Origin of the sequence: Gordonia sp. 'Campus', from assembly GCF_022206305.1 — a bacterium.
GTDB lineage: Bacteria > Actinomycetota > Actinomycetes > Mycobacteriales > Mycobacteriaceae > Gordonia.
Genome location: NZ_JAKOIW010000007.1, coordinates 33,997 through 54,165, shown reverse-complemented (window position 1 = coordinate 54,165; position 20,169 = coordinate 33,997). Strand labels below are relative to the sequence as shown.

Here is a 20,169-nt window from a genome sequence, read left to right as displayed (position 1 = left end):
CCGGCACATGCCATCGGACAGGACAACGAGCCGGCTGCGTCCGTTCGCCACGACGATCTTCGCCGAGATGTCGGCACTCGCCGTCGAGCATGACGCGGTCAACCTGGGCCAGGGGTTTCCCGACACCGACGGGCCGGAGTCGATGCTCGACGCCGCACGCGCCGCCATCTCCGACGGTCGCAACCAGTATCCGCCGGGCCTGGGGGTTCCCGAGCTGCGGCATGCGGTGGCACGTCACCAGCGCGAGCGCTACGGCCTGGACTACGACCCGGACCGGGAGGTGCTCGTGACGATCGGCGCGACCGAGGCGATCGCCGGCGCCGTGGTCGGACTCGTCGAACCGGGTGACGAGGTCGTCATGATCGAGCCGTACTACGACTCGTATGCGGCGACCGTGGCGATGGCCGGAGGTGTCCGGCGCGTCGTACCGCTGGTGCCCGATGGTGACGGGTTCCGACTCGACCGCGAGCGTCTCGCCGATGCTTTCGGGCCGAAAACATCGGTCGTACTGGTCAATTCGCCGCACAACCCGACAGGCACGGTCCTGACACCCGACGACCTGGCCGAGATCGCCCGCCTCTGCGTCGAACACGATGCCGTCGCCGTCACCGACGAGGTCTACGAACACCTCGTCTTCGACGGACGCACCCACACCCCGCTGGCGACACTGCCGGGCATGCGCGAGCGGACGATCCGCATCTCGAGCGCGGCGAAGACGTTCAACTGCACCGGCTGGAAGGTGGGCTGGCTCAGCGGGCCGCCCGAACTCGTCGCCGCGGCCCGCACCGCCAAGCAGTACATGTCCTACGTCGGTTCCGGGCCGTTCCAGCCGGCTGTCGCGCACGCACTCGACCACGAAGCGGACTGGGTGACCGCGTCCGCCGATGCGCTGCAGCGCAAACGAGACATGTTGTCGGCAGCCCTCCGCGATGCCGGGTTCGGCGTACATCGCAGCGAGGCAACGTACTTCGTCTGCGCCGACCCCCGGCCTCTCGGCGTCGACGACGGCATCAAGTTCTGCCGGTCGCTACCGGAACGCATCGGGGTCGCGGCGGTGCCGGTCAGCGTGTTCGCCGACGACCGTGATCCGTGGCGACACCTTCTGCGCTTCGCCTTCTCCAAACGCGACGAGGTCATCGCCGAGGCAGCCGACCGACTCCGCAGGCTCTGACCCCTAGCGCAGCGCGGGCGCGACGTGCTGCTCGAACAGTTCGAGATCCGCGAGGTCGTGCGCGAGGTTCGGGAAGTAGAAGATGCCGTAGGACATCCCGGCGTCGGCGAGCCCGCGCAGGTTCTCGGCGACCTGCTCGGGAGTACCGACCGCGGGCATTCCGCGGAACGCGCCCATGCTGCCCGACGCCGCGTCGGGTCCGACGATCGTGCTGAGTCGGCTCTCGAGTTCGGCGAGCTTGCGCTCCACCTCTGCTTCGGTCTCGCCGAGGATGACGTTGTAGTTGGCCGACCGGACGATCGACTCGAAGTCGCGTCCGAGGTCGGCGCAGTGCTGTTGCAGGACAGTCGATTTGTGGGTGAACCCGTCGAGCGTGCCGTCGAAGTTGGTGTAGTCGGCGTACTGCGCGGCGATGCGCAGCGTCTTCTTCTCACCTCCACCTGCGATCCAGATGGGCAGCTTTCCGGCGGTGGGTTGCGGTGCGCAGATCGCGTCGTCGACGGTGTAATGGTTGCCGGCGAAGGTGGCGCGCCCGGTCTCCCAGGCCTGCTTCATGATCTGCACGCCCTCGTCGAGGCGCGCGAGCCGCTCACCTGCCGAGGGGAATCCGTATCCGTATGCGCGCCACTCGTGTTCGTACCAGCCGGCGCCGATGCCCATCTGCACGCGTCCGCCGGAGATGAGGTCGGCGGTGGCCGCGACCTTGGCCAGGTACATGGGATTGCGGTAGCTCATCGCGGTGCACATCTGCCCGATCTCGACGCGACTCGTGGTGGCCGCGAGAGCCGAGACCAGGGTCCACGCCTCGTGGGTGGCCTCGTCGGTGGGCATCGGGACGGTGTGGAAGTGGTCGTAGACCCAGACCGAGTCCCAGCCGCCCGACTCGGCACGGTCGGCCACCGAGGACATCACCGCCCACTGGTCGGCGGGTGTCACACCCACGAGGTCGAGACGCCAGCCCTGAGGAATGAAGAGTCCGAAACGCATGACGTCCAACTTACGCGGGCGCATCCGCGGCGGCCCGGCTGCGGACGTCGAGGGTGGTCTCCGCAGGATCGGGTACCAGTCGCCCGTCGGCCAGCGTGAGCACTCGGTCCGCCATTCTGCGGACGGTCCGCGCGTCGTGCGAGATCAGCAGCACCGAAGTCCCGGCGGTCTGCACCTCCTCGATGATCGTCAGGACGGCGTCGGCGGCGACCGCGTCCAGCGACGAGGTGATCTCGTCGCAGATCAGCACTTCCGGGTTGCCCGCAAGCGCACGTGCGATCGCCACCCGCTGGATCTGTCCGCCGGACAGTTCACCGGGACGACGGCCCAGCAGGTCCGGGGTCAGGTGGACCGCCGACAGCAGGGACCGGATCTCTCGGTCCGCGGCGGTGTCGTCGAGTCCCCGCAACACGCGGAGGACCCGACGCAGCTCCCGGTCGACCGTTCGCCGCGGGTCGAGGCTTCGTCGCGGGTTCTGGTAGACCATGCTGATCGCGCGCCGATGATCGATGTGGCGGTGCGCGGCCGTCGACGCGAGGCGTCCGCCGTCGAGGACCACGTCGCCACCCGTCGGCGCGTGCAGGCCCGCCAGACACCGCGCCAGCGTCGACTTCCCCGCACCCGAACGTCCGACGAGCGCCACACACTCTCCCCGCCCGATCCCGAACGAGACATCGCGCAGGATCGCGGCGCGTCCATGAGAGGCGGCGAGGCCGCGCACCTCGACGCGCGGATCGTCGTCGAGCACGAACCGGCGAGATGCCCCTGCCGCCGGATCAACGGACGCGGCCGGCTCGACCACCGACCGCTCACCGGTGACCCGCCCGCCGTCGAGCGTCACGATCCGATCCACGACACGCGAGATGCGGTGCAGATCATGGGTGATCACGACGACCGTTCGACCCCGCCGCAGACGGTCCAGCACGTCCACGAGCTCCTCCGCGGTGTCCGCATCCAACCCGCTCGTCGGTTCGTCGAGGACGAGGACCCCGGGCGATCCGAGCAAGGCCATCGCCAGAAGAACCCGTTGTTGTTGTCCACCCGACAGCTGACCGGGGTACCGACGGAGGAACTCCCGGTCCGACGGCAATCCCAGTTCCGCGAGCAGGTCTCCGATACTCCCGTCTCGAGGGAGTTGGTGGGCACGACGTACTTCTCGCAGGGCAGCGCCGATCCGCATCGACGGATTGAGCGAGGTGCCGGGATCCTGCGGCACATATCCGAGACGCCGACCGCCATCCGGTGAGTCAGCCACGCGCACAGTGCCGGTGGCGGCGAACCCCGGCGGCAACGCCCCCACGAGCGACAGTGCCGTGGTGGTCTTGCCCGCACCGGAGGGTCCGACGAGGGCCAGGGTCTCGCCTCGACGCACCTCGAGTTCGTCGATGTCGACGACGACAGCCCCGTCCGGCGCCGAGACAACGAGATCCGACACCGAGACGGACACCCCGGGTGGGGCATCCGGCTGATCGCGCACCGTGCCAAATCCCCGGCGGCGAGACGCTCCTCGGCGAGACCCCCGTCTGCGGGATCCCCCATCGACCAACGGATGCGACTCGACAATCCGGTCGACGAGCAGGTTCACCGCCACCACCATCGCCGCGATGCAGACGGCCGGCACCACGACCGGCCACGGCGTCAGCGCCATCCCGCCCTTGTTCTCGGTCACCATCAACGCCCAGTCCGGCTGCGGCTGGGTCACTCCGAGACCGAGGAAGCTACCCGCGGTGACCAGCGCGATGGTTCCCGAGACCCGAATCCCGGCGTCGGCCAGCAACACCGGGCGCAAGTTGGGCAGCACCTGCGCCATCGCGATCCAGCGGAGGGTCTCACCCCGCGCGATCGCGGCCTCGACGAATCCCGCGTCCATCAGTTCGATCGTGGCCGTCCGCACCACCTTTGCCACCCAGGGCACGGTCGCGACCCCGACCGTCAGGCACACGGCGAGCGGCCCCTTCCCCATCGTCGTCGCGATGACCACGAGCAAGAGGAACCAGGGCAGGACGGTGACAGCGTCCACCGGGCGCATCACCCAACCGTCGAGCCGACGCGACATCCCCGCCGTGATCCCGGCGAGCACTCCGAGCGCGTACGACACCGACAAGGCGGCGACGGTCATCAGCACAAGGCGGTGGCCGCCGTGCAGAATCCGGGACGCCACGTCGCGACCGACGAAATCGGTTCCCAGCCAATGGCTCGACGACGGCGCCCCGAACGACACCGACACGATCGCGGTCGGCGAGTACGGGGCCAGAAAAGGGCCGACGACGATGATGATCGCCAGGAGGACCAACACGGTCGCGGGGACCACCAGCCGACGGGCGCGGGTGCTCATGAGCGCCCCCGACCGATGACGGCGCGGGCGGCCGGGGACGAGCCGAGGGCCACGAGGTCGGCGAGCAGGTACACGAGCAGTCCGTATGCGGCCAGCAGCACCGCCACGGACTGGACGAAGACCAGGTCACGTCCGGAGATGGCGCGCAGGAGTTCGTGCGCCACACCGGGGTAGGCGAACACGACTTCGATCACCGCGATGCCGCCGACCAACCCGACGACTGCTCCCGCGAGCGGTTGGATCGATGCCGAGACCGCGTTGGGTGCCGCATGACGCACGACGAGGCGGAGCTCGCCGACACCGTTCGCCCGTGCCGCCGAGATGTACGGCGACTGCATCACTTCTGCCATCTGCGCACGCACCAATCGCACGGGATGCGGCGCGAGCCCGATCAGCAGACACACCACCGGCAGCACCAGGACTTCCGGGCGATCGAGAGCGGACGAGCCGGCCGGGACGAGCGACACCGCGGGCAGCACACCCAGACCGATCGCCACCCAGGCGATGAGCACGACGCCGACCACGAACGCCGGAACGGATTCCGCCGCCAGCGCCGCGGTGCTGAGCAGCCTGTCCCATCGCGAACCCGGCCTCGCACCGGCGGCCACTCCCATCGCCAACGCCGCCGGGACGAGGACGACGATCGTGACGACGGCGAGCACCACCGAATTCGTCAGGCGCCCGTCGAGGATCTCCGCGACGGGTCGGCCCGACAGTTGCGACACACCCAGGTCGCCGGTGAGAAACCCACCCGCCCAGTCGAGAAACCGTACGACAGCGGGACGGTCCAGGCCCAGCTCGGCTCGCAGCGCGGCGATCTGTGCGGGATCTGGTTTTCCGGCGGCGCTTCTCGACAGTCGCGTCTCGGCCGCGTCGCCCGGCAGCAGTTCGAACAGGGTGAAGATCGACACCGCCACCACGGCGAGCACGGCCAGCGCTCCGCCCAATCGGCCCGCTACATACCGCAACACGACCGTCGGCCTAACGCGGCTGCAGCCAGGTGCCCGTGAAGCTGGCCCACTGCCCGGTGCCCGGTACCCCGTCGGTGATGCCCTGCACGGTGGTACGAACGCCGGTCGGTTGCAGCGCGAAACTGTGGATGAGATAACCGCTGTCGTTCCAGAGCTCGTCCTGCAGTTCGCGGTAGAGCGCGCCGCGACGGGCCGGATCCAACTCGGCGCGGGCCTCCGCGAAGGTCGCATCCCACTCGGGACGACGCCACGCCGTGGCGTTGGCCGGGGCGTCCGAGGTGAGGGTCTGCCCGTAGAAGTAGTCGAGACTGTAGTTCCACCAACCGGATTGGGTGAACGGCTTCTCTCCGACGACCTGGGAGAAATAGGTGTCGCCGGGTTCGACGGCGAGTTTCACGGTGATTCCGGCGGCCTTGGCCTGCTCGGCGAACAGCGTGGCCGACTCCAGTTGCCCCGGGCTGACATCCGCGGTGTGCAGGGTGACCGTGAGATTCTCCTTGCCCGCTTCCCGGAGCAGTCGTCGAGCCCGTTCCGGGTCGTAGGACCGCTGGGGCATGTCGGCGTAGAACGGCGCTCCCTTGCCGTACAGGTCGTTGCCGACCTCGGCGAAGCCGTAGTACACGTTGTCCACGATCGCCTGCCGATCGACCGACAGCTTGAGCGCCTCCCGCACGCGCGGGTCGTCGAAAGGCGCGATGTCGGTGCGCATCGTGAACGAACTCATCGTGCCCACGGGCGGGGTCACGAGGTAGACGTCGTCCTGTGACCGCAGGATGTTGCCCTGAGCCGGGGACAGTTCGTAGACGACGTCGGCTTCCTGTGAACCGAAGGCATTGAATCTCGCGTCCGCCTCGGCGACCTGGAGGATCTCCAACCCGTCGAGATGCGGCCGCTGATCCCAGTGGTTCTCGTTGCGGACCAGGACCGACCGGTCACCCGGCGACCACGACTGCAGGACGAACGGACCGGTTCCCACCGGGAGCGACGACGGGGTGAACTCTGTTGTGCCGTCTTTGATCACATAGACGTACCAGCCGGCCAGCACGGAACCGAAGTCGGCGACCGGCTCTGTCATCGCCACCACGACGGCGTGGTCACCGTCGGCGCGGGTCCGGGACAGGTCGATGATGTCGAGGTCGCCGGCCGACGGCTTCTCCTCGTCGAGCATCCGCTCGAGACTCCACATCACGTCGCGGGAGGTGAAAGGTGAACCGTCGCTGAACTGTACGCCGCGACGCAGGTTCATCCGCCACTGCGAGCCGTCGGCGTTCGGTTCCAGGGACTCGGCGAGGCGGTAGTCCAGGGTGAGGTCGTTGTTGTAGTCGACGAGGTGATCCCACACCGCCTTGGAGAGTGCACCGCCGGCCGAGTGACCGACGACGTGCGGATCGAGCACATCGGCAGTCGCCGAGGTGCCCGCGAAGACGACGCGGAGCGTGCCGCCGGGGACCGGGGTGCCACCGCTCGGGGCGCCTCCCGGGTTCGACCGGTCGGCGCATCCGGTGAGGAGCCCCACCGCGCCGAGTCCGGCGAGGCCGGCGATCCCGCCTGCTCCGCGCAGCAACCGGCGCCTGGTGAATACGGGAGCTGCGTGGGCAGCTGTCGATCTTGAGTTGTTCATGTCCATCCTCGTGGGTAGCGAAGACGCAAGCGATCTGGCTCCCCGATCGGGATCGGGTCACAGTTGCGGGACAGCCCCGGATTCACACCGGGTTCCCTTGCGTCCCGGTCATCGTACGGAGTGGACAATCGCGACATCACACGCGGCTTGGCTCGCACCTTCGGCCGAACTTACAAGCAGTCCGGACTGTTTGTGGTACCGTCTGCGATGTGACCGAGCCCACCAAGACCCCACGGCAGCGAGCGCCGGGTCGACGCACGCAGGCCGAGCGCACTGCGAGTACGCGTGCGCTGATCCTCGACGCCGCGGTCGACGCGCTCGTCGACGTCGGTTATGCCGCGACCACCACGCAGGAGGTCAACCGGCGTGCCGGGGTGTCACGGGGCGCACTGCTGCATCACTTCCCCACCCGCGAGTCGCTGGTGGTCGCCGCCGTCGGCCACCTCGTCGACCGTCGCCTCCAGGAGATGCTGTCGCGTCCCCGCACCGGCGACGAGGGGCTCGAGATCCTGATCGAGGCGTTCAGCGGTCCGCTGTTCGACGCGGCGCTCGAGCTCTGGGTCGCGGCCCGCTGCGACGTCGGCCTGCGCACGGCGATCATCCCGCTCGAGCAGCAGGTCTCCGACGCCCTCGCCGTGGGTTGCGCCGAGCTGTTCGGCGACCGGTACACCACCGCCGAACTCGAGCTCTCGATCGAGCTCGCCCGCGGCCTCGCCGTGTCGCGCATCCTGCGCTCCCCCGACGCCGACCGCGCCCTGCTCGACCATCTCCTGCCTGTCTGGAAGGACCTACTCAGCCATGACTGACCCCACTTCGCCTCTTCCGCAACAGAACACGTTGCCGGCGCGCGTCGACGTCCTCGTCGTCGGTGTCGGATTCGGCGGCCTGGCCGCACTGCACCGGTTGCGCACCGATCATCCCGAACTGCAGGCACTGGCGATCGAGCGCGGCGAGGGCGCCGGCGGCGTCTGGCGTGAGAACGACTACCCGGGCGCGGCCTGCGATGTGCCGACCTCGCTCTACTCGTTGTCGTTCGCACCCAATCCCGACTGGTCGCACACCTACGGACGTCGCCATGAGATCCACGCGTACCTGCGTTCTGTCGCAGCGGATTTCGCCGACCAGATCGAGTACAACTGCGCGCTGACGTCGGCGCGATGGGACGGCGACGCCCAGGAATGGATCGTGGCGACGACCCGGGGCGAGATCCGCTGCCGGTTCCTGGTGGCGGCGCCCGGCGCCCTGTCCGAGCCCGGACTTCCCGCCGTCCCCGGCGCGGACGAGTTCACCGGCACGATGTTCCACTCGGCCCAGTGGGACCACAGCCACGACCTGCGCGGTCGCCGCGTCGCGATCGTCGGTACCGGCGCATCGGCGATCCAGATCGTGCCCGAGATCGTCGACACAGTCGGACATCTCACCGTCTTCCAGCGCACTCCGGCGTGGGTCGTCCCGCGTGTGGATCGCAACATCGGCCCGCTCGAGCGCACGCTCTACCGTCGCGTACCCGGTCTCCACCGGCTCGTGCGGCGGATGGTGTGGACCTACCGCGAGGCCTACGTCCTGATGATGGCCCGCAATCCCAAGCTGCTCCCGATCGCGAAGTCCATCGCGCTGGCCCAGCTTCGCGTCCAGGTCCGTGACAAGAACCTCCGTCGTCGCCTCACCCCCGACTACACCATCGGGTGTAAGCGAATGTTGCTGACCAACAAGTGGTTCCCGGCGTTGCAACGGAACAATGCCACCGTCACGGGGGCCATCACCCGCCTCACCGCGCGCGGGGCCGTCGACGACGCGGGTCGGGAGCACGAACTCGATACCGTTGTCTTCGCAACCGGTTTCACACCGACGCAGCCTCCCATCGCGCACGCCATCACCGGCCGCGACGGCCGAACCCTCGCAGAGGCCTGGGCCGGATCGCCGCGCGCCTACCGCGGGGTCGAGGTCCACGGCTTCCCGAATCTGTTCTTCCTGTACGGGCCCAACACCAATCTCGGGCACAGTTCGATCGTGCTCATGCTGGAGCCGCAGGCGTACTACATGAGCAAGGCCATCTCCGAGCTGGCTCGCAACGGTCATTCGGCCTTCGAGGTCACCGAGTCCGCGCAGGAGCGCTACAACGCCGACCTCGACCCCGAACTCGAACGCACCGTATGGAACTCCGGCGGATGTTCGAGTTGGTATCTCGACTCGACGGGCCGCAACTCCGTGATGTGGCCGAAGTTCACCAGCGACTTCCGCCGCATGATGGCGTCCTTCGACGCCGCCGACCACCGTTTCGACGACGCGATCCCCGTCGCTTCCACCACAGCCGGCGACACCACCGCACCGGCAACCGATTCCGACACCGAGAGGACAGTCGCACCGTGACCTCCACCCCCACCCCCGACCACGACGACGCCGATCACTACGACGCCATCGTCATCGGCTCCGGTTTCGGCGGTTCGGTAGCGGCCTTGCGCCTCACCGAGAAGGGCTACCGGGTCGCGATCGTCGAATCCGGACGGCGATTCGCCGACGGAGACCTGCCCAAGACGAGTTGGCGGCTGCGCGATTACGTGTGGGCACCGGCGCTCGGCATGTTCGGTGTTCAGCGGATGCATCTGCTGCGCGACGTCCTCGTCATGGCCGGCGCCGGGGTCGGCGGCGGATCACTGAACTACGCCAACACCCTCTACCGCCCGCTGCCCGCCTTTTTCGACGACCCGCACTGGGGCTCGATCACCGACTGGGCGTCCGAACTCGATCCCTACTACGACCAGGCATCTCGCATGCTCGGGGTCACCACCTACCCCAAGGTCACCCCGGCCGACCGCGTGATCCGCAAGGTCGCCGAGGACATGGGCGTCGGCGACACCTTCGTCCACACACCGGTGGGTGTGTTCTTCGGTGAAGCCGGCAAGACGGTCGACGATCCGTTCTTCGGTGGCGCCGGGCCTGCCCGCACCGGATGCACCGACTGCGGCGCCTGTATGACCGGCTGCCCGGTGGGCGCCAAGAACACCCTGGTCAAGAACTACCTCTATCTCGCCGAACAAGCCGGCGCCGAGGTCATCCCGATGACGACCGTGGACACCGTGCGGCCGGGCCCGGACGGCGGATACGTCGTCGGCGCGCACCGCACCGGTCGCCGCTGGTCGCGCCGGGGCCGCCGTGCGTTCACCGCCGATCACGTGGTGTTCGCCGCAGGAACCTACGGCACCAACAAGCTGCTGCTGGACATGCAGCAGGGCGGCCACCTGCCCGGGCTGTCGACGCGCCTGGGCAAGGTGGTCCGCACCAACTCCGAAGCCGTGCTGGCCGCCACGGCACGCGACCTCGAGACCGACTACACCGAGGGTGTGGCGATCACGTCGTCATTCCATCCCAACGAGCACACGCACATCGAGCCGGTGCGGTATGGCAAGGGCAGCAACCTCATCGGGCTGCTCCAGGCGATGCTCATCGATGGCGACGGTCGCATTCCGAGGCCGTTGAAGGCGATCGTCGAGATGGCGCGGCATCCGCTGGTCACGATCCGCAGCCTGTCGGTTCGACGCTGGTCCGAGCGCACGATCATCGCCCTCGTCATGCAGACGGCCGACAACTCACTCGAACTGTTCTCGCGTCGCGGGCGTTTCGGCCCGATGCTGCGCAGCCGCCAGGGCGCCGGCGATCCGCCGCCGACATGGATTCCGGTGGGACACGACGCCGTGCGCGCGGTGGCCGACGAGATCGACGGCGACGCAGGCGGTTCCGTCGTCGACCTGCTGAACATCCCGATGACCGCGCACTTCCTGGGCGGTTGCTCGATCGGCCGTTCTGCCGAGGACGGCGTCGTCGACCCCTATCACCGCGTGTTCAACCATCCGGGCCTGCATATCGTGGACGGTTCGACGGTGTCGGCCAACCTCGGCGTGAACCCGTCGCTGACGATCACCGCGCAAGCCGAACGCGCGCTGGCGATGTGGCCGAATGCCGGGGAGGCCGATCCGCGACCCGCGCTCGGTTCGACGTACCGGCCCGTCGAACCGGTGGAGCCGATCCATCCGACGGTCCCGGCGCACGCCCCCGCCGCGCTGCGGTTGCCGATCACGCCGGTCTCGCACGCCGGCTAGAAATTTCGTGGGGAGGTCACCACACTCCCGGCGGACGCAGCTGGATGCTGATGCGCGCCCCGACGCCGCGCACCTTGGGAACCGCATGTTCCCAGGTGCGCTGGCAGCTGCCGCCCATCACGAGCAGATCGCCCGTCGACAGCGTGAACCGCAACGATTTCCCGCCCCCGCGGGGACGCAGCATCAGTGGTCGTGGCGCGCCGAGTGAGATGATGGCGACCATCGTGTCGTGCGTCGAGGCGCGGCCGATCCGGTCGCCGTGCCACGCCACAGAGTCGTTGCCGTCGCGATAGAGGCTCACGCCGGCGGTCGCGAAGCCTTCAGGCAGTTGGTCGCGGTAGTGGTCGCTCAGCGCACTCCGGGCCTGGGTGATCAGGTCGTCCGGGAACGGGTCGTCGGCCTGGTAGATCGACACCAGGCGCGGGACATCGACCACCCGGTCGTACATCTGACGCCGCTCGGCGCGCCACGGAACGTTCCGGCGCAGCCGGTCGAAGAGCTCCTCCGGACCGCTGATCCACCCCGGGCAGAGGTCGACCCAGGCGCCGTCGGTGAGCGGGCGACGCATCATCGTGGTCGAGAGGTCGCCGAGAGCCGGATCAGCCGACTGGTCGGCGAACAACGAGCCCTGGATACCGATCGACATGAGCGCCACCCTACACCGCTGATCGAATACATGTTCGATGATTCACTCGCCGGCCGCCCTCTGGTGAGGCGACCCTTCGCATGCGGGGTTCCCCGTGCTTTAATCATTTCGTTATAAACCGCGATGACCGAGAGAGTTCGATGAAGCGCACCCGTATCGCCGCCACGTTGCTTGCCGCCACTGCCCTGCTGCTGCCCGCCGCACCGGCGAACGCCGGCCCCCTGGACAGCTTGTTCGGAAGTGCGAGCGGCAGTCTCGACTCCGGGAGCGCTGCCCTCGGGTCATCCGGCGGCGACAAGGTCACGCACTACGGCAAACTCGGTCGCCCGGGCGCACCCAACGGCATCAAGTCCATCAACGTGTGGGTGTACGCGCCGAACAAGACCGAGGCGATCGTCCCCGGCACCTATCCGAAGAACTCGCGGCTCGGCGTGCGCTGGAATTCGATCATCGACGCCGGACCCATCGTCGACGGTAACGAGTGCCGCATGGAGGTCCGTCTGTCGGGCCCGAAGGTGCCGAAGGAGGCCGCGCTGTACAAGACCCAGGACTGCACCGCGGTGAAGTCTTACTTCTTCAAGGGCGCGGGCGACTTCACGATTCGGGTCACCGACACCATCTCGGGTGCGTCGAACAGCATCGCGTTCAGCGTTCAGTAGGGCCGGTACCGGTCTGCGGCCGCCTCAGCCGGCAGCCGCGACGTCGAACTTCTCTCCGGTGAGCCGTTCGGACTCGTCCCACAGCGCGCCCCGGAACCGCACATCGTCGGCGGCCTTGCGGTACGTGCTGCGCCCTGGGGCTCCGCGCATGCCGAAGAGCTGGGTGGGCCCGAAGAACGTCCCGGACTCCACGTCCGGCATCGTCGCGGCGTAGAGCTGCGGTAGAGCACCGTCGGCGGCAGGCTGCGCGATGGGCAGTTTGTTACCGAGCTTCGCGAACAAGTCGGAGAAGTTCTCGGTGCGGCCCTGCAGTTCGGTTGCGGCATAACCGGGGTGGGCGATGAGCGATTTCTTCGACGACCCGGCGGCGTCGAGTCGCGCTGCGAGCTCCTTGCCGAACATGAGGTTGGCCATCTTGGAATCGCCGTACGCGCGCCAGCGTCGGTATCGCCGCTTCTCCCAGTTCAGGTCGTCGAGGTCGATACGACCGATCTGGTGAACGGTCGACGACACGGTCACCACTCGCTCGGTGATCTTCGGCAGCAGGAGCGCAGTGAGCGCGAAGTGCCCGAGATGGTTGGTACCCATCTGCATCTCGAAGCCGTCGGTCGTGCGCCGGAACGGCACGGCCATGAGGCCTGCGTTGTTGACCAATACGTCGGCCCCGGTGAGACCCGCGGCGAAGGTGCGTACCGAATCCAGGTCGGCGAGGTCGAGTTTGGCAACGGTCGCCTGCGAGCCGAGTTCTGATGCCACCGCATCCGCCTTCGCGGTGTTGCGGCACGCGAGCACCACGTCCGCTCCGGCCTTCACGAGCGCCTTGGCCGTCTGGTATCCGAGCCCGCTGTTGGCGCCCGTCACCACGAAGGTGCGACCCGTCTGATCCGGAATATCCGCTGCCGTCCAACCACTCATCGCGACCCCCTGGGATGCTGTGTCTCCCCCGGCATCGACGCCGGGACCGTGCCCACGCTATTCACGGCTTGGTATGTCGTCAACGATCCATCTCTTCGGCGCGGGAGTTTCAGCCACCGAAGAAGGTCGACATCCGGAGCGGGTTGGCCCCGACGATGCGTCGCGCGGGACGCAGCAATTCGGCGATCAGATTGGTCGACGACCCGAGTCGCTGAACCAGCTCGATGGGCGCGTAGAAGTCGGTCGGCTCGGATCTGCCCCGCATGATCCGACTGCCCAGCAGTTTCCATTCCTCGGTCTCGTCGCCTGCGGCCTCGATGGCCGCACCGCTCGCGAGGGCCGGAATGCGACCGGTCTTGGCCATGTCGGACAGTCGCGCACTCTCGTTCACCGGGTCGCCGATGACGGTGTACTCGTAGCGTCGCTCGGCACCGATGTTGCCGGCGAACACATCGCCGTGGGAAACACCGATGCCCCACCGGATGTCGAGGCTGTGTGCGAGACGGTCGGCCAGATCCCGCGCTGCGGCGAGGGCAGCGCCGGCGGGGTCGTCGATCTCGACCGGCGCACCGAACACCGCCAGCGCGGCGTCTCCCTCGAACTTGTTGACGAACCCCGAATGCTGGTCGACGACGTCGGCGACGATGCTGAAGAAGGCATTCAGCAGAGCGGCCGTGTCGTCCGGGCTGCGTTGCTGCGCAATCCCTGTCGAGCCGACGATGTCGACGAACAGCACGCCGACGTGAGTGTTGGTGCCGTGCATGCCGACGCCATCGGAGATCGCCAGGTCGGCGACGGTGTCGCCGACGTGCCGCGCGAAGATCTCTCGCATGCGGTCGCGTTCGGCCAACCCCTCGACCATGCGGTTGAAGCCGTGTTGCAGCACACCGAGTTCCGAGGAGTCGTAGACGGGTACGCGGGCCTTGTAGTCCCCGTGGTCGACGCGATGCACGGCACGACGCATCTCGGTCAGCGGATCGGTGAGGGACTGTCCGACAAGCGCGATGACACGTGCACCCGAGACCAGCCCGACGATGGTGAGCACCACGGTGGTCCAGTCGACCGCGCCGTGGACATCGGGGAGCAGGCCGCCCCACCGACCGGCGTTGACGGTGAGCAGGCCGACCATCGGGACCGCCGAACTCACCGACCACACCGCGAGCATCCGCACCCGGACCCCGTTCATGACGTGGTTCGTCGGGAAGTCCTCCAGCACCACCACCGCAAGCGGACGAGCGGCGCGTTCGGCGAACAGGTAGGTGAGACAGGCACTCGACGATCCGGCAAGCGCGAACGCCACGGCCACGCCGGCGACGGTCGCGGTCGTCAGTTGTTCGGCGATGAGCACGTAGAAGAGGACGGCGGCAGTCCAGGCGGTCGCCGTCACGAGAACCTGGACGATCGGGATCCGCTGGACCGCGCGGCGTCGCGCATGGTCGGCGGGCTGGCAACTGATGAACCACTGCAGCTGTGGCCGTACCGCGATGAGGCCGAGCAGGAGATTCGTGAGAATGCCGACGATGATGGCCCCCACGACAACCGGGAAGTTGGGGGCGCCCAGCGTCTCGTCGAATGTGAGTTGCCCACCGTTGAAGGCGAGTTGGACGAGGAGGAAGGTCTCGGCACCGATCACCGCGTTGCTCGCGATCACGGCCGTCATCGCGGTCACCGTGGCGTGCAGCGCGATCCGGCTGCGCATCGTCGGCCCTATCCGCGACCACCCGCGCGGGCTCGGAACCGTGGGACTTCCCCACAACAAACCCGCGGTGCGCCGGCGAAGACGGTTCCACGGCGCACCACGGCGGGTCCGGCGCGGTCGTCCCATCGGCCTCTCCTGCCCAGCGGCGTTCTTCGCAGCCTACCGAAGGGATCGCCGCAGATGAGGTGACCAATGACCCTTTCGGAACGGTCGAAGCCCACACAGACGAACGGGCCGGCACCGCTGCGGGGTGAGCGCGGTACCGGTCCGTGACCGGTGGGACTCGAATGTGGGCGAGTCCCGACCGGGGTTCGTGCGGATCAGGCCTGGAGTGCCTCGATCTCGAGGTTGATGGTGATCTTGTCGCCGACGACGACGCCGCCACCCTCGAGCGGCATCTCGATGTCGATGCCGAACTCCTTGCGGCTGAGGACGATCTTCGCCTCGAAACCGGCGACGGTGCCCTGGCCCATGCCGGGGTTGGTGCCCAGGTACTCGAGTTCGAGCGTGACGGGCTTGGTGACGCCCTTCAGGGTGAAGTCGCCGTCGAGGAGGTAGTCATCGCCGCTCTGGCGGACGCCGGTGGAGACGAAGGTCGCCGTCGGGAACTTCTCCGCGTCGAAGAAGTCGGCGGACTTGATGTGGCCGTCACGCTGCTCGTTGCGCGTGTTGATCGAGGTCACGTCGATCTCGGCCTGCACAGCCGGGGCACCGTTCTCGTCGACGGTGATGGTGCCGGAGAAGGTGTCGAAGCTGCCGCGGACCTTGCTGACCATCAGGTGCTTCACGGTGAAGTTGATCGCCGAGTGCACAGCGTCGATGGTCCAGGTGCCGGCGGGGATCGGTGCCTTGACGGTGGTTGCAGAAGTCATGAGTGCGTCCTTCCAGAAATTCGGGTTCGGGTCTCGAGTGGCCGTGGGCCTTCGCGACCCATCACCCAAGCTAACCGGACCACGGTCCGATTTCATTCCCGGTGCCCGATTTCCGTAGCGTGATCTATGTCGCACTGGCTACTTCCAGGCGAATACTGGCTGCTCGAACCCGTCGACGCGGGTGGCCCGGTCGCGCAGGACCACCTCTGCGAACTGGTAGATCACCGCGGCTGTCGGCGCGTGGACCAGCGATCCCACGATCGGTAGCTGGATGACCGGGAGGTCCGACTGCGGGATCGAGAGGAACCGCGGCTCCACCAGGAGTTCCTCGAACGTCACGAAGAACAGGAGCGCGACCTCGTCCGGGTTGGGCGTCGGCTCCTGGTACTCCTCGGCCCAGCAGACGATCGGGGTGATCACGAACCCCGATCGTGTCGGATAGTCGTCGAGCAGACCGAGGACCGAACTCGTCGGCAGCTGGATGCCGAGCTCCTCGTCGAGCTCACGGAGTCCTGCGGTGACGTGGTCTTCGCCGGGATCGAGCCGGCCGCCGGGCAACGCGAACTGGGCCGCATGCCGACGCATCGTCGCGGGACGCTTCGAGAGCCAGATGCCTTGTCTGCCGTCCTTCTCGGCGACCGCGAGAACCACCGAGGCAGCGCGGGAGCCCGGCACATCGGCGGTACGACGCTCGAACCGTTCGACGCGCGCGGCCGCCACTTGCCGTTCGAGGTGAGTCACACCCTCAGTTCATCACGGGCACCGCTCGACTCCGTGACCGCCTGCGAGAGGTGGTAGCTCACGACGCTGAGCGCGAACAGGCCCAGGCCGAGGTTGAGTAATGCGCCGAACCCTTCCAGCGCGAAGTCGACGAGCGCGTTGGACAAGGTGAACACCAGTGCGGCGATCCGCAGTGCACGCAGGGGCCACACCCCGGCGTCCTCCCGATGACGGGCGATCATGGCGGGCAGCGAGAGCGCGAGTGTGACGATGCCGCTGACGAGAAGGATCCAGGTCGCCTTGTGATCGCGGGTGAGTTCGATGTAGACCGCGATCTCGTCGTACCGGTTCTCGTTGAAGTAGAAGCTCAGGGCACCGACGACGACGGTGACGCCCGATGCGAGCACCAGACCCCACCCCACCAGTGAGATCCAGCGTGGACTCCGGAAGAACCGGGGGATGAGCCCCACCGCACGATCGCGCAGCCGCATCAGCCGATCGGGGGTCCCTTCACTCGATTCGAGCACCGCGCGGATGTGACCGATCGTCTCGGCGTCGAGTCCCTTCTCCCCCGCCATCTCCAGGAACTCATCGGCCTGGCGTCGGCGACGCTCGGGCAGCCCGTGCGCCACCCCGTCGGCGGCGATCACCGCGGCGTTGGCAAGCGCTTCGGCTCCCGTGGGGCGCTTCACATCTCGGACGATCCGACTGATGAGCAGAACCAGCACGACGAGGATGTACATGATCTCCGCCGACGGCCCGTAGAAGTAGTCGTTGGTCCGGGTCACGAACTTTCCGACCTCGTCGAGGAACAACCCGAAACCGATACCGCCGAGCACGATCGAGGTGACACGCGCCGACGCCCCCAGGAACAGCCACCCGTTGATGAGAGCCAACATCATCAGCGCGCCACCCCACAGGGCGTGCGCGATGTGCAGAGTGCCGTCGCCGATCTGCGGATATCCCGTCAGGTGCAGATACAACCGCGTGACGAGGATCGTGACGATCGCGATGATCAGGAACCACTCGACCGCGGCGGTTCCGTACACGCTGCGGACGACCACCGTGGTCGTGCGAGTTCTCATGGAGATGAGTATGGCCGGTCTCGCGGCGACACAGTGATGATCGGCGGAAGGCCCCACTCCCAGACTTCGTTTCGTCGACGCGACCTCGATCGAAGTCGCGTCGACGAAATGAAGTCTGGCAGTCGATTCCTGTTGCTGCATAGCCTTTCTCGTACACCCGGCCTGGGGATCGAGATCTCGGTTTGTCGGTGGTGAGGTCTAGATTGGTGGGTGAGCGGACAACCGTCGGAGATGTCCGCGCACACGTGTTCGGGGGAATCATCGTGGTGTCATGGGCCGATCTACCGGGCGAGTTCCTCGCCGGGGTCGATCCCGCCTATCCCGATGAGACGGAACTCTGCGTCTTGATGGACGGTATGGCCGCCGGGACGCGAGGCCGGTCGTTCCTCGCGTGGTCGCAGTATCAGATCATCGCGGTCATGTACGACCGCCTGGTCGCCGCGCGTGAGGACATCAGCAAGTTCGTCATGGACGGTCATGCAGACTGCGCCGCCCGCATCGCGCGGCAGGAGGGCATCTCGCGTCGCAAGGCCGAGACACTGATGGAGGAGGCACTGGTCCTGCGTGACCGGCTTCCCGAGGTCTCCGCCACCCTGCGGGACGGTGTCACCACCGATTGGCAGGTCCGGTTGATCATCTCGCGCACCTACCTGATCGCCGCCGACGATTCCGTGGCACCGGCACTGGATGCCGAGATCGCACGGACGCTTCGCAAGCGCCGCGGTGTCTGGGACCGCGCCCGCCTGCGGGACATGGTGGACCGCCTGGTGTTCCGGCACGACCCCGACGCCGTACGCGAACGCCGCCGGGAGGCGCTCGACGGGCGTGGGATGTGGACCCGCACTCTCGAGGACGGAACCGCCGAACTGACCGGCGTCATGTCGGCGGAGAACGTCCGCATCGCCGCCAAGGCCATCAATGCGCTCGCCGAATCGGCGTGCAAGCACGACGGCCGCAACCGCGGTCAGCGCAACTCCGACGCGATGTTCGCTCTCCTGACGGGCGTCGCGTTCGAGTGCCAGTGCGACCGCCCCGACTGCGAAGCCGAGATCCCGGAGCCCGGTTCGTTGATCGCACCGGTCAGCACCGCGGTCGTCATCCACGTCGTGACCGACGCCTCGACTCTCGCCGGGGGCCCCGGCATCGGCTTCCTCGACGACCACGGCGTCATCTCCGACGAACACGTCCGCGATCTCGCCTCGCGTGACGACGCGACGATCAAGCCCGTGACACCCCCGCGAACCCGTCCGGTACAGGCCGTCGCACAGTCGATTTCGATCGACGACGAGACCGTGGTCTATCCAGGCGCCCAGCCCGCGGATCCGTACCGGCCGACGACGGCATGCGCCGACTTCGTCCGAGTCCGCGACGGTTACTGCACTGAACCCGGCTGCACCCGGTCGGCGTTCGCGTGCGATCTGGACCACGTGGCGGAGTATGACCACCGCGACCCCTCCCGCGGCGGATCCACATCCAGCGAGAACCTGAACGCCAAATGCCGCGCGGGCCATTTGTTGAAGACCCACGGCGACTGGGTGGATGTGCAGTATCGCGACGAGGACGGCCGCCTGAACACGGAGTACATCACCCCGGAGGGCATCATCCTCCACGGCGACGCCGAGACGCTCGAGGACCTCTTCCCCAACCTGCGTCGCATCCGGTTCGAGCAGGCCGCGAAAGCACCACCCCGGCCGCGCGTCATCGGCCCGGAGGACAACCCGAGCCGCACCCGCACCCGACTCGCCGACAAGCTGGCGCGCCGGCGGGCCGAACGTGCCCGGAACAGGCGGCAGCGCGAGGCCGAACACGACGCCGAGCGTCAGGACTCCTTCGACGATCCTCCGCCGTTCTGAAGCGAAAACCGTTGGCACCAATCGTTTTCGGACGAAGGTGGACCAAACAACAACAATCCCCAACAGACGAATCTGCTGGGGATTTGTTGTGGCCAGAGTCGGGATCGAACCGACGACCTTCCGCTTTTCAGGCGGACGCTCGTACCAACTGAGCTACCTGGCCGGAAGGCACCGGTTGGCAATGAACCGAAACCTTTGGCGACCCTGACGGGACTCGAACCCGCGACCTCCGCCGTGACAGGGCGGCGCGCTAACCAACTGCGCCACAGGGCCTTGTTAAATTATCCACGCGGGACCCGTTGCCGAGTTCCGCGCAGGCGTACCCCCTACGGGATTCGAACCCGCGCTACCGCCTTGAAAGGGCGGCGTCCTAGGCCGCTAGACGAAGGGGGCCGGTCGTGTTCTCCGTTGGGAGCTCGCATAGCTTATGACAGGTTTCGCAGAAACCACAAATCGACTGGTCAGGTCCATAAGGGGGCTGTCAGGGCCAGCTCGCCGACACGCGGCGCGAGGGCCTCGTCCGGACCCCTCGCGCACG

16 protein-coding genes, 3 tRNA genes and 1 riboswitch are annotated in these 20,169 nt (G+C 67.5%); of the genes, 6 read left to right on the top strand and 13 right to left on the bottom strand.

The features are described from left to right. Positions 1 to 7: 7 nt before the first annotated feature. The gene (locus MAY35_RS09820) at positions 8 to 1,171 is read left to right on the top strand and encodes a pyridoxal phosphate-dependent aminotransferase (RefSeq protein WP_238421116.1); all 1,164 of its coding nucleotides are present in this window, start codon (positions 8 to 10) and stop codon (positions 1,169 to 1,171) included. A 3-nt stretch (positions 1,172 to 1,174) separates the two neighbouring features. On the opposite strand, the gene MAY35_RS09815 is transcribed toward MAY35_RS09820, so the two are convergent. From MAY35_RS09815 to MAY35_RS09800, 4 genes are read right to left on the bottom strand one after another with little or no spacing between them, the layout of a single operon-like run. Beyond that, the gene (locus tag MAY35_RS09815) at positions 1,175 to 2,158 is read right to left on the bottom strand and encodes an LLM class F420-dependent oxidoreductase (protein ID WP_238421115.1); all 984 of its coding nucleotides are present in this window, start codon (positions 2,156 to 2,158) and stop codon (positions 1,175 to 1,177) included. Between the two features lie 10 nt (positions 2,159 to 2,168). Next, positions 2,169 to 4,493 (bottom strand): ATP-binding cassette domain-containing protein, encoded by a 2,325-nt coding sequence (locus tag MAY35_RS09810; protein ID WP_238421114.1) that lies wholly within the window; start codon positions 4,491 to 4,493, stop codon positions 2,169 to 2,171. Then, positions 4,490 to 5,464 carry an ABC transporter permease gene (locus MAY35_RS09805; RefSeq protein ID WP_238421113.1) on the bottom strand — a complete coding sequence of 325 codons (975 nt, stop codon included), beginning with the start codon at positions 5,462 to 5,464 and terminating at the stop codon, positions 4,490 to 4,492. The genes MAY35_RS09810 and MAY35_RS09805 overlap by 4 nt, the downstream gene beginning before the upstream one ends. 10 nt (positions 5,465 to 5,474) lie before the next feature. Next, positions 5,475 to 7,085 (bottom strand): ABC transporter substrate-binding protein, encoded by a 1,611-nt coding sequence (locus MAY35_RS09800; RefSeq protein ID WP_238421112.1) that lies wholly within the window; start codon positions 7,083 to 7,085, stop codon positions 5,475 to 5,477. 10 nt (positions 7,086 to 7,095) lie between these two features. Beyond that, positions 7,096 to 7,232, bottom strand: a riboswitch (cobalamin riboswitch). A gap of 62 nt (positions 7,233 to 7,294) precedes the next feature. Here MAY35_RS09800 and MAY35_RS09795 point away from each other — a divergent pair. The 3 genes from MAY35_RS09795 to MAY35_RS09785 are packed head-to-tail and all read left to right on the top strand — an operon-like array spanning position 7,295 to position 11,182. Further along, the gene (locus MAY35_RS09795) at positions 7,295 to 7,891 is read left to right on the top strand and encodes a TetR/AcrR family transcriptional regulator (RefSeq protein WP_238421111.1); all 597 of its coding nucleotides are present in this window, start codon (positions 7,295 to 7,297) and stop codon (positions 7,889 to 7,891) included. Next, positions 7,884 to 9,455 carry an NAD(P)/FAD-dependent oxidoreductase gene (locus tag MAY35_RS09790; protein WP_238421110.1) on the top strand — a complete coding sequence of 524 codons (1,572 nt, stop codon included), beginning with the start codon at positions 7,884 to 7,886 and terminating at the stop codon, positions 9,453 to 9,455. Before MAY35_RS09795 ends, MAY35_RS09790 begins: the two co-directional genes overlap by 8 nt. Continuing rightward, positions 9,452 to 11,182, top strand: a complete 1,731-nt coding sequence (locus tag MAY35_RS09785; protein WP_238421109.1) for a GMC oxidoreductase — start codon at positions 9,452 to 9,454, stop codon at positions 11,180 to 11,182. The genes MAY35_RS09790 and MAY35_RS09785 overlap by 4 nt, the downstream gene beginning before the upstream one ends. Positions 11,183 to 11,198: 16 nt before the next feature. Here the strand turns inward: MAY35_RS09785 and MAY35_RS09780 are convergent, their stop codons facing one another. Further along, positions 11,199 to 11,828 carry an alpha-ketoglutarate-dependent dioxygenase AlkB gene (locus MAY35_RS09780; protein WP_238421108.1) on the bottom strand — a complete coding sequence of 210 codons (630 nt, stop codon included), beginning with the start codon at positions 11,826 to 11,828 and terminating at the stop codon, positions 11,199 to 11,201. A gap of 140 nt (positions 11,829 to 11,968) precedes the next feature. On the opposite strand from MAY35_RS09780, the gene MAY35_RS09775 reads away from it, so the two are divergent. Beyond that, positions 11,969 to 12,487 (top strand): hypothetical protein, encoded by a 519-nt coding sequence (locus tag MAY35_RS09775; RefSeq protein WP_238421107.1) that lies wholly within the window; start codon positions 11,969 to 11,971, stop codon positions 12,485 to 12,487. Between the two features lie 24 nt (positions 12,488 to 12,511). Here the strand turns inward: MAY35_RS09775 and MAY35_RS09770 are convergent, their stop codons facing one another. The 5 genes from MAY35_RS09770 to MAY35_RS09750 form a co-directional block, all read right to left on the bottom strand. Further along, positions 12,512 to 13,402 carry an oxidoreductase gene (locus MAY35_RS09770; RefSeq protein ID WP_238421106.1) on the bottom strand — a complete coding sequence of 297 codons (891 nt, stop codon included), beginning with the start codon at positions 13,400 to 13,402 and terminating at the stop codon, positions 12,512 to 12,514. Positions 13,403 to 13,511: 109 nt separating this feature from the next. After that, the gene (locus tag MAY35_RS09765; RefSeq protein WP_238421105.1) at positions 13,512 to 15,227 is read right to left on the bottom strand and encodes an adenylate/guanylate cyclase domain-containing protein; all 1,716 of its coding nucleotides are present in this window, start codon (positions 15,225 to 15,227) and stop codon (positions 13,512 to 13,514) included. A 194-nt stretch (positions 15,228 to 15,421) separates the two neighbouring features. Further along, entirely contained in the window at positions 15,422 to 15,973 is a 552-nt protein-coding gene (locus MAY35_RS09760) for a YceI family protein (RefSeq protein WP_238421104.1), read from the bottom strand. A gap of 138 nt (positions 15,974 to 16,111) precedes the next feature. After that, positions 16,112 to 16,714 carry a CoA pyrophosphatase gene (locus MAY35_RS09755; RefSeq protein ID WP_238421103.1) on the bottom strand — a complete coding sequence of 201 codons (603 nt, stop codon included), beginning with the start codon at positions 16,712 to 16,714 and terminating at the stop codon, positions 16,112 to 16,114. Continuing rightward, the gene (locus MAY35_RS09750; protein WP_238421295.1) at positions 16,711 to 17,757 is read right to left on the bottom strand and encodes a hypothetical protein; all 1,047 of its coding nucleotides are present in this window, start codon (positions 17,755 to 17,757) and stop codon (positions 16,711 to 16,713) included. The genes MAY35_RS09755 and MAY35_RS09750 overlap by 4 nt, the downstream gene beginning before the upstream one ends. Before the next feature lie 281 nt (positions 17,758 to 18,038). Here MAY35_RS09750 and MAY35_RS09745 point away from each other — a divergent pair, with 281 nt between their 5' ends. Beyond that, entirely contained in the window at positions 18,039 to 19,631 is a 1,593-nt protein-coding gene (locus MAY35_RS09745) for an HNH endonuclease signature motif containing protein (RefSeq protein WP_238421294.1), read from the top strand. 89 nt (positions 19,632 to 19,720) lie between these two features. Here the strand turns inward: MAY35_RS09745 and MAY35_RS09740 are convergent. The 3 genes from MAY35_RS09740 to MAY35_RS09730 form a co-directional block, all read right to left on the bottom strand. After that, positions 19,721 to 19,794: transfer RNA gene (locus tag MAY35_RS09740), tRNA-Phe, on the bottom strand. 33 nt (positions 19,795 to 19,827) lie between these two features. Next, positions 19,828 to 19,904: transfer RNA gene (locus MAY35_RS09735), tRNA-Asp, on the bottom strand. A 47-nt stretch (positions 19,905 to 19,951) separates the two neighbouring features. Continuing rightward, positions 19,952 to 20,024 (bottom strand) — tRNA-Glu (locus MAY35_RS09730). Positions 20,025 to 20,169: the final 145 nt, after the last annotated feature.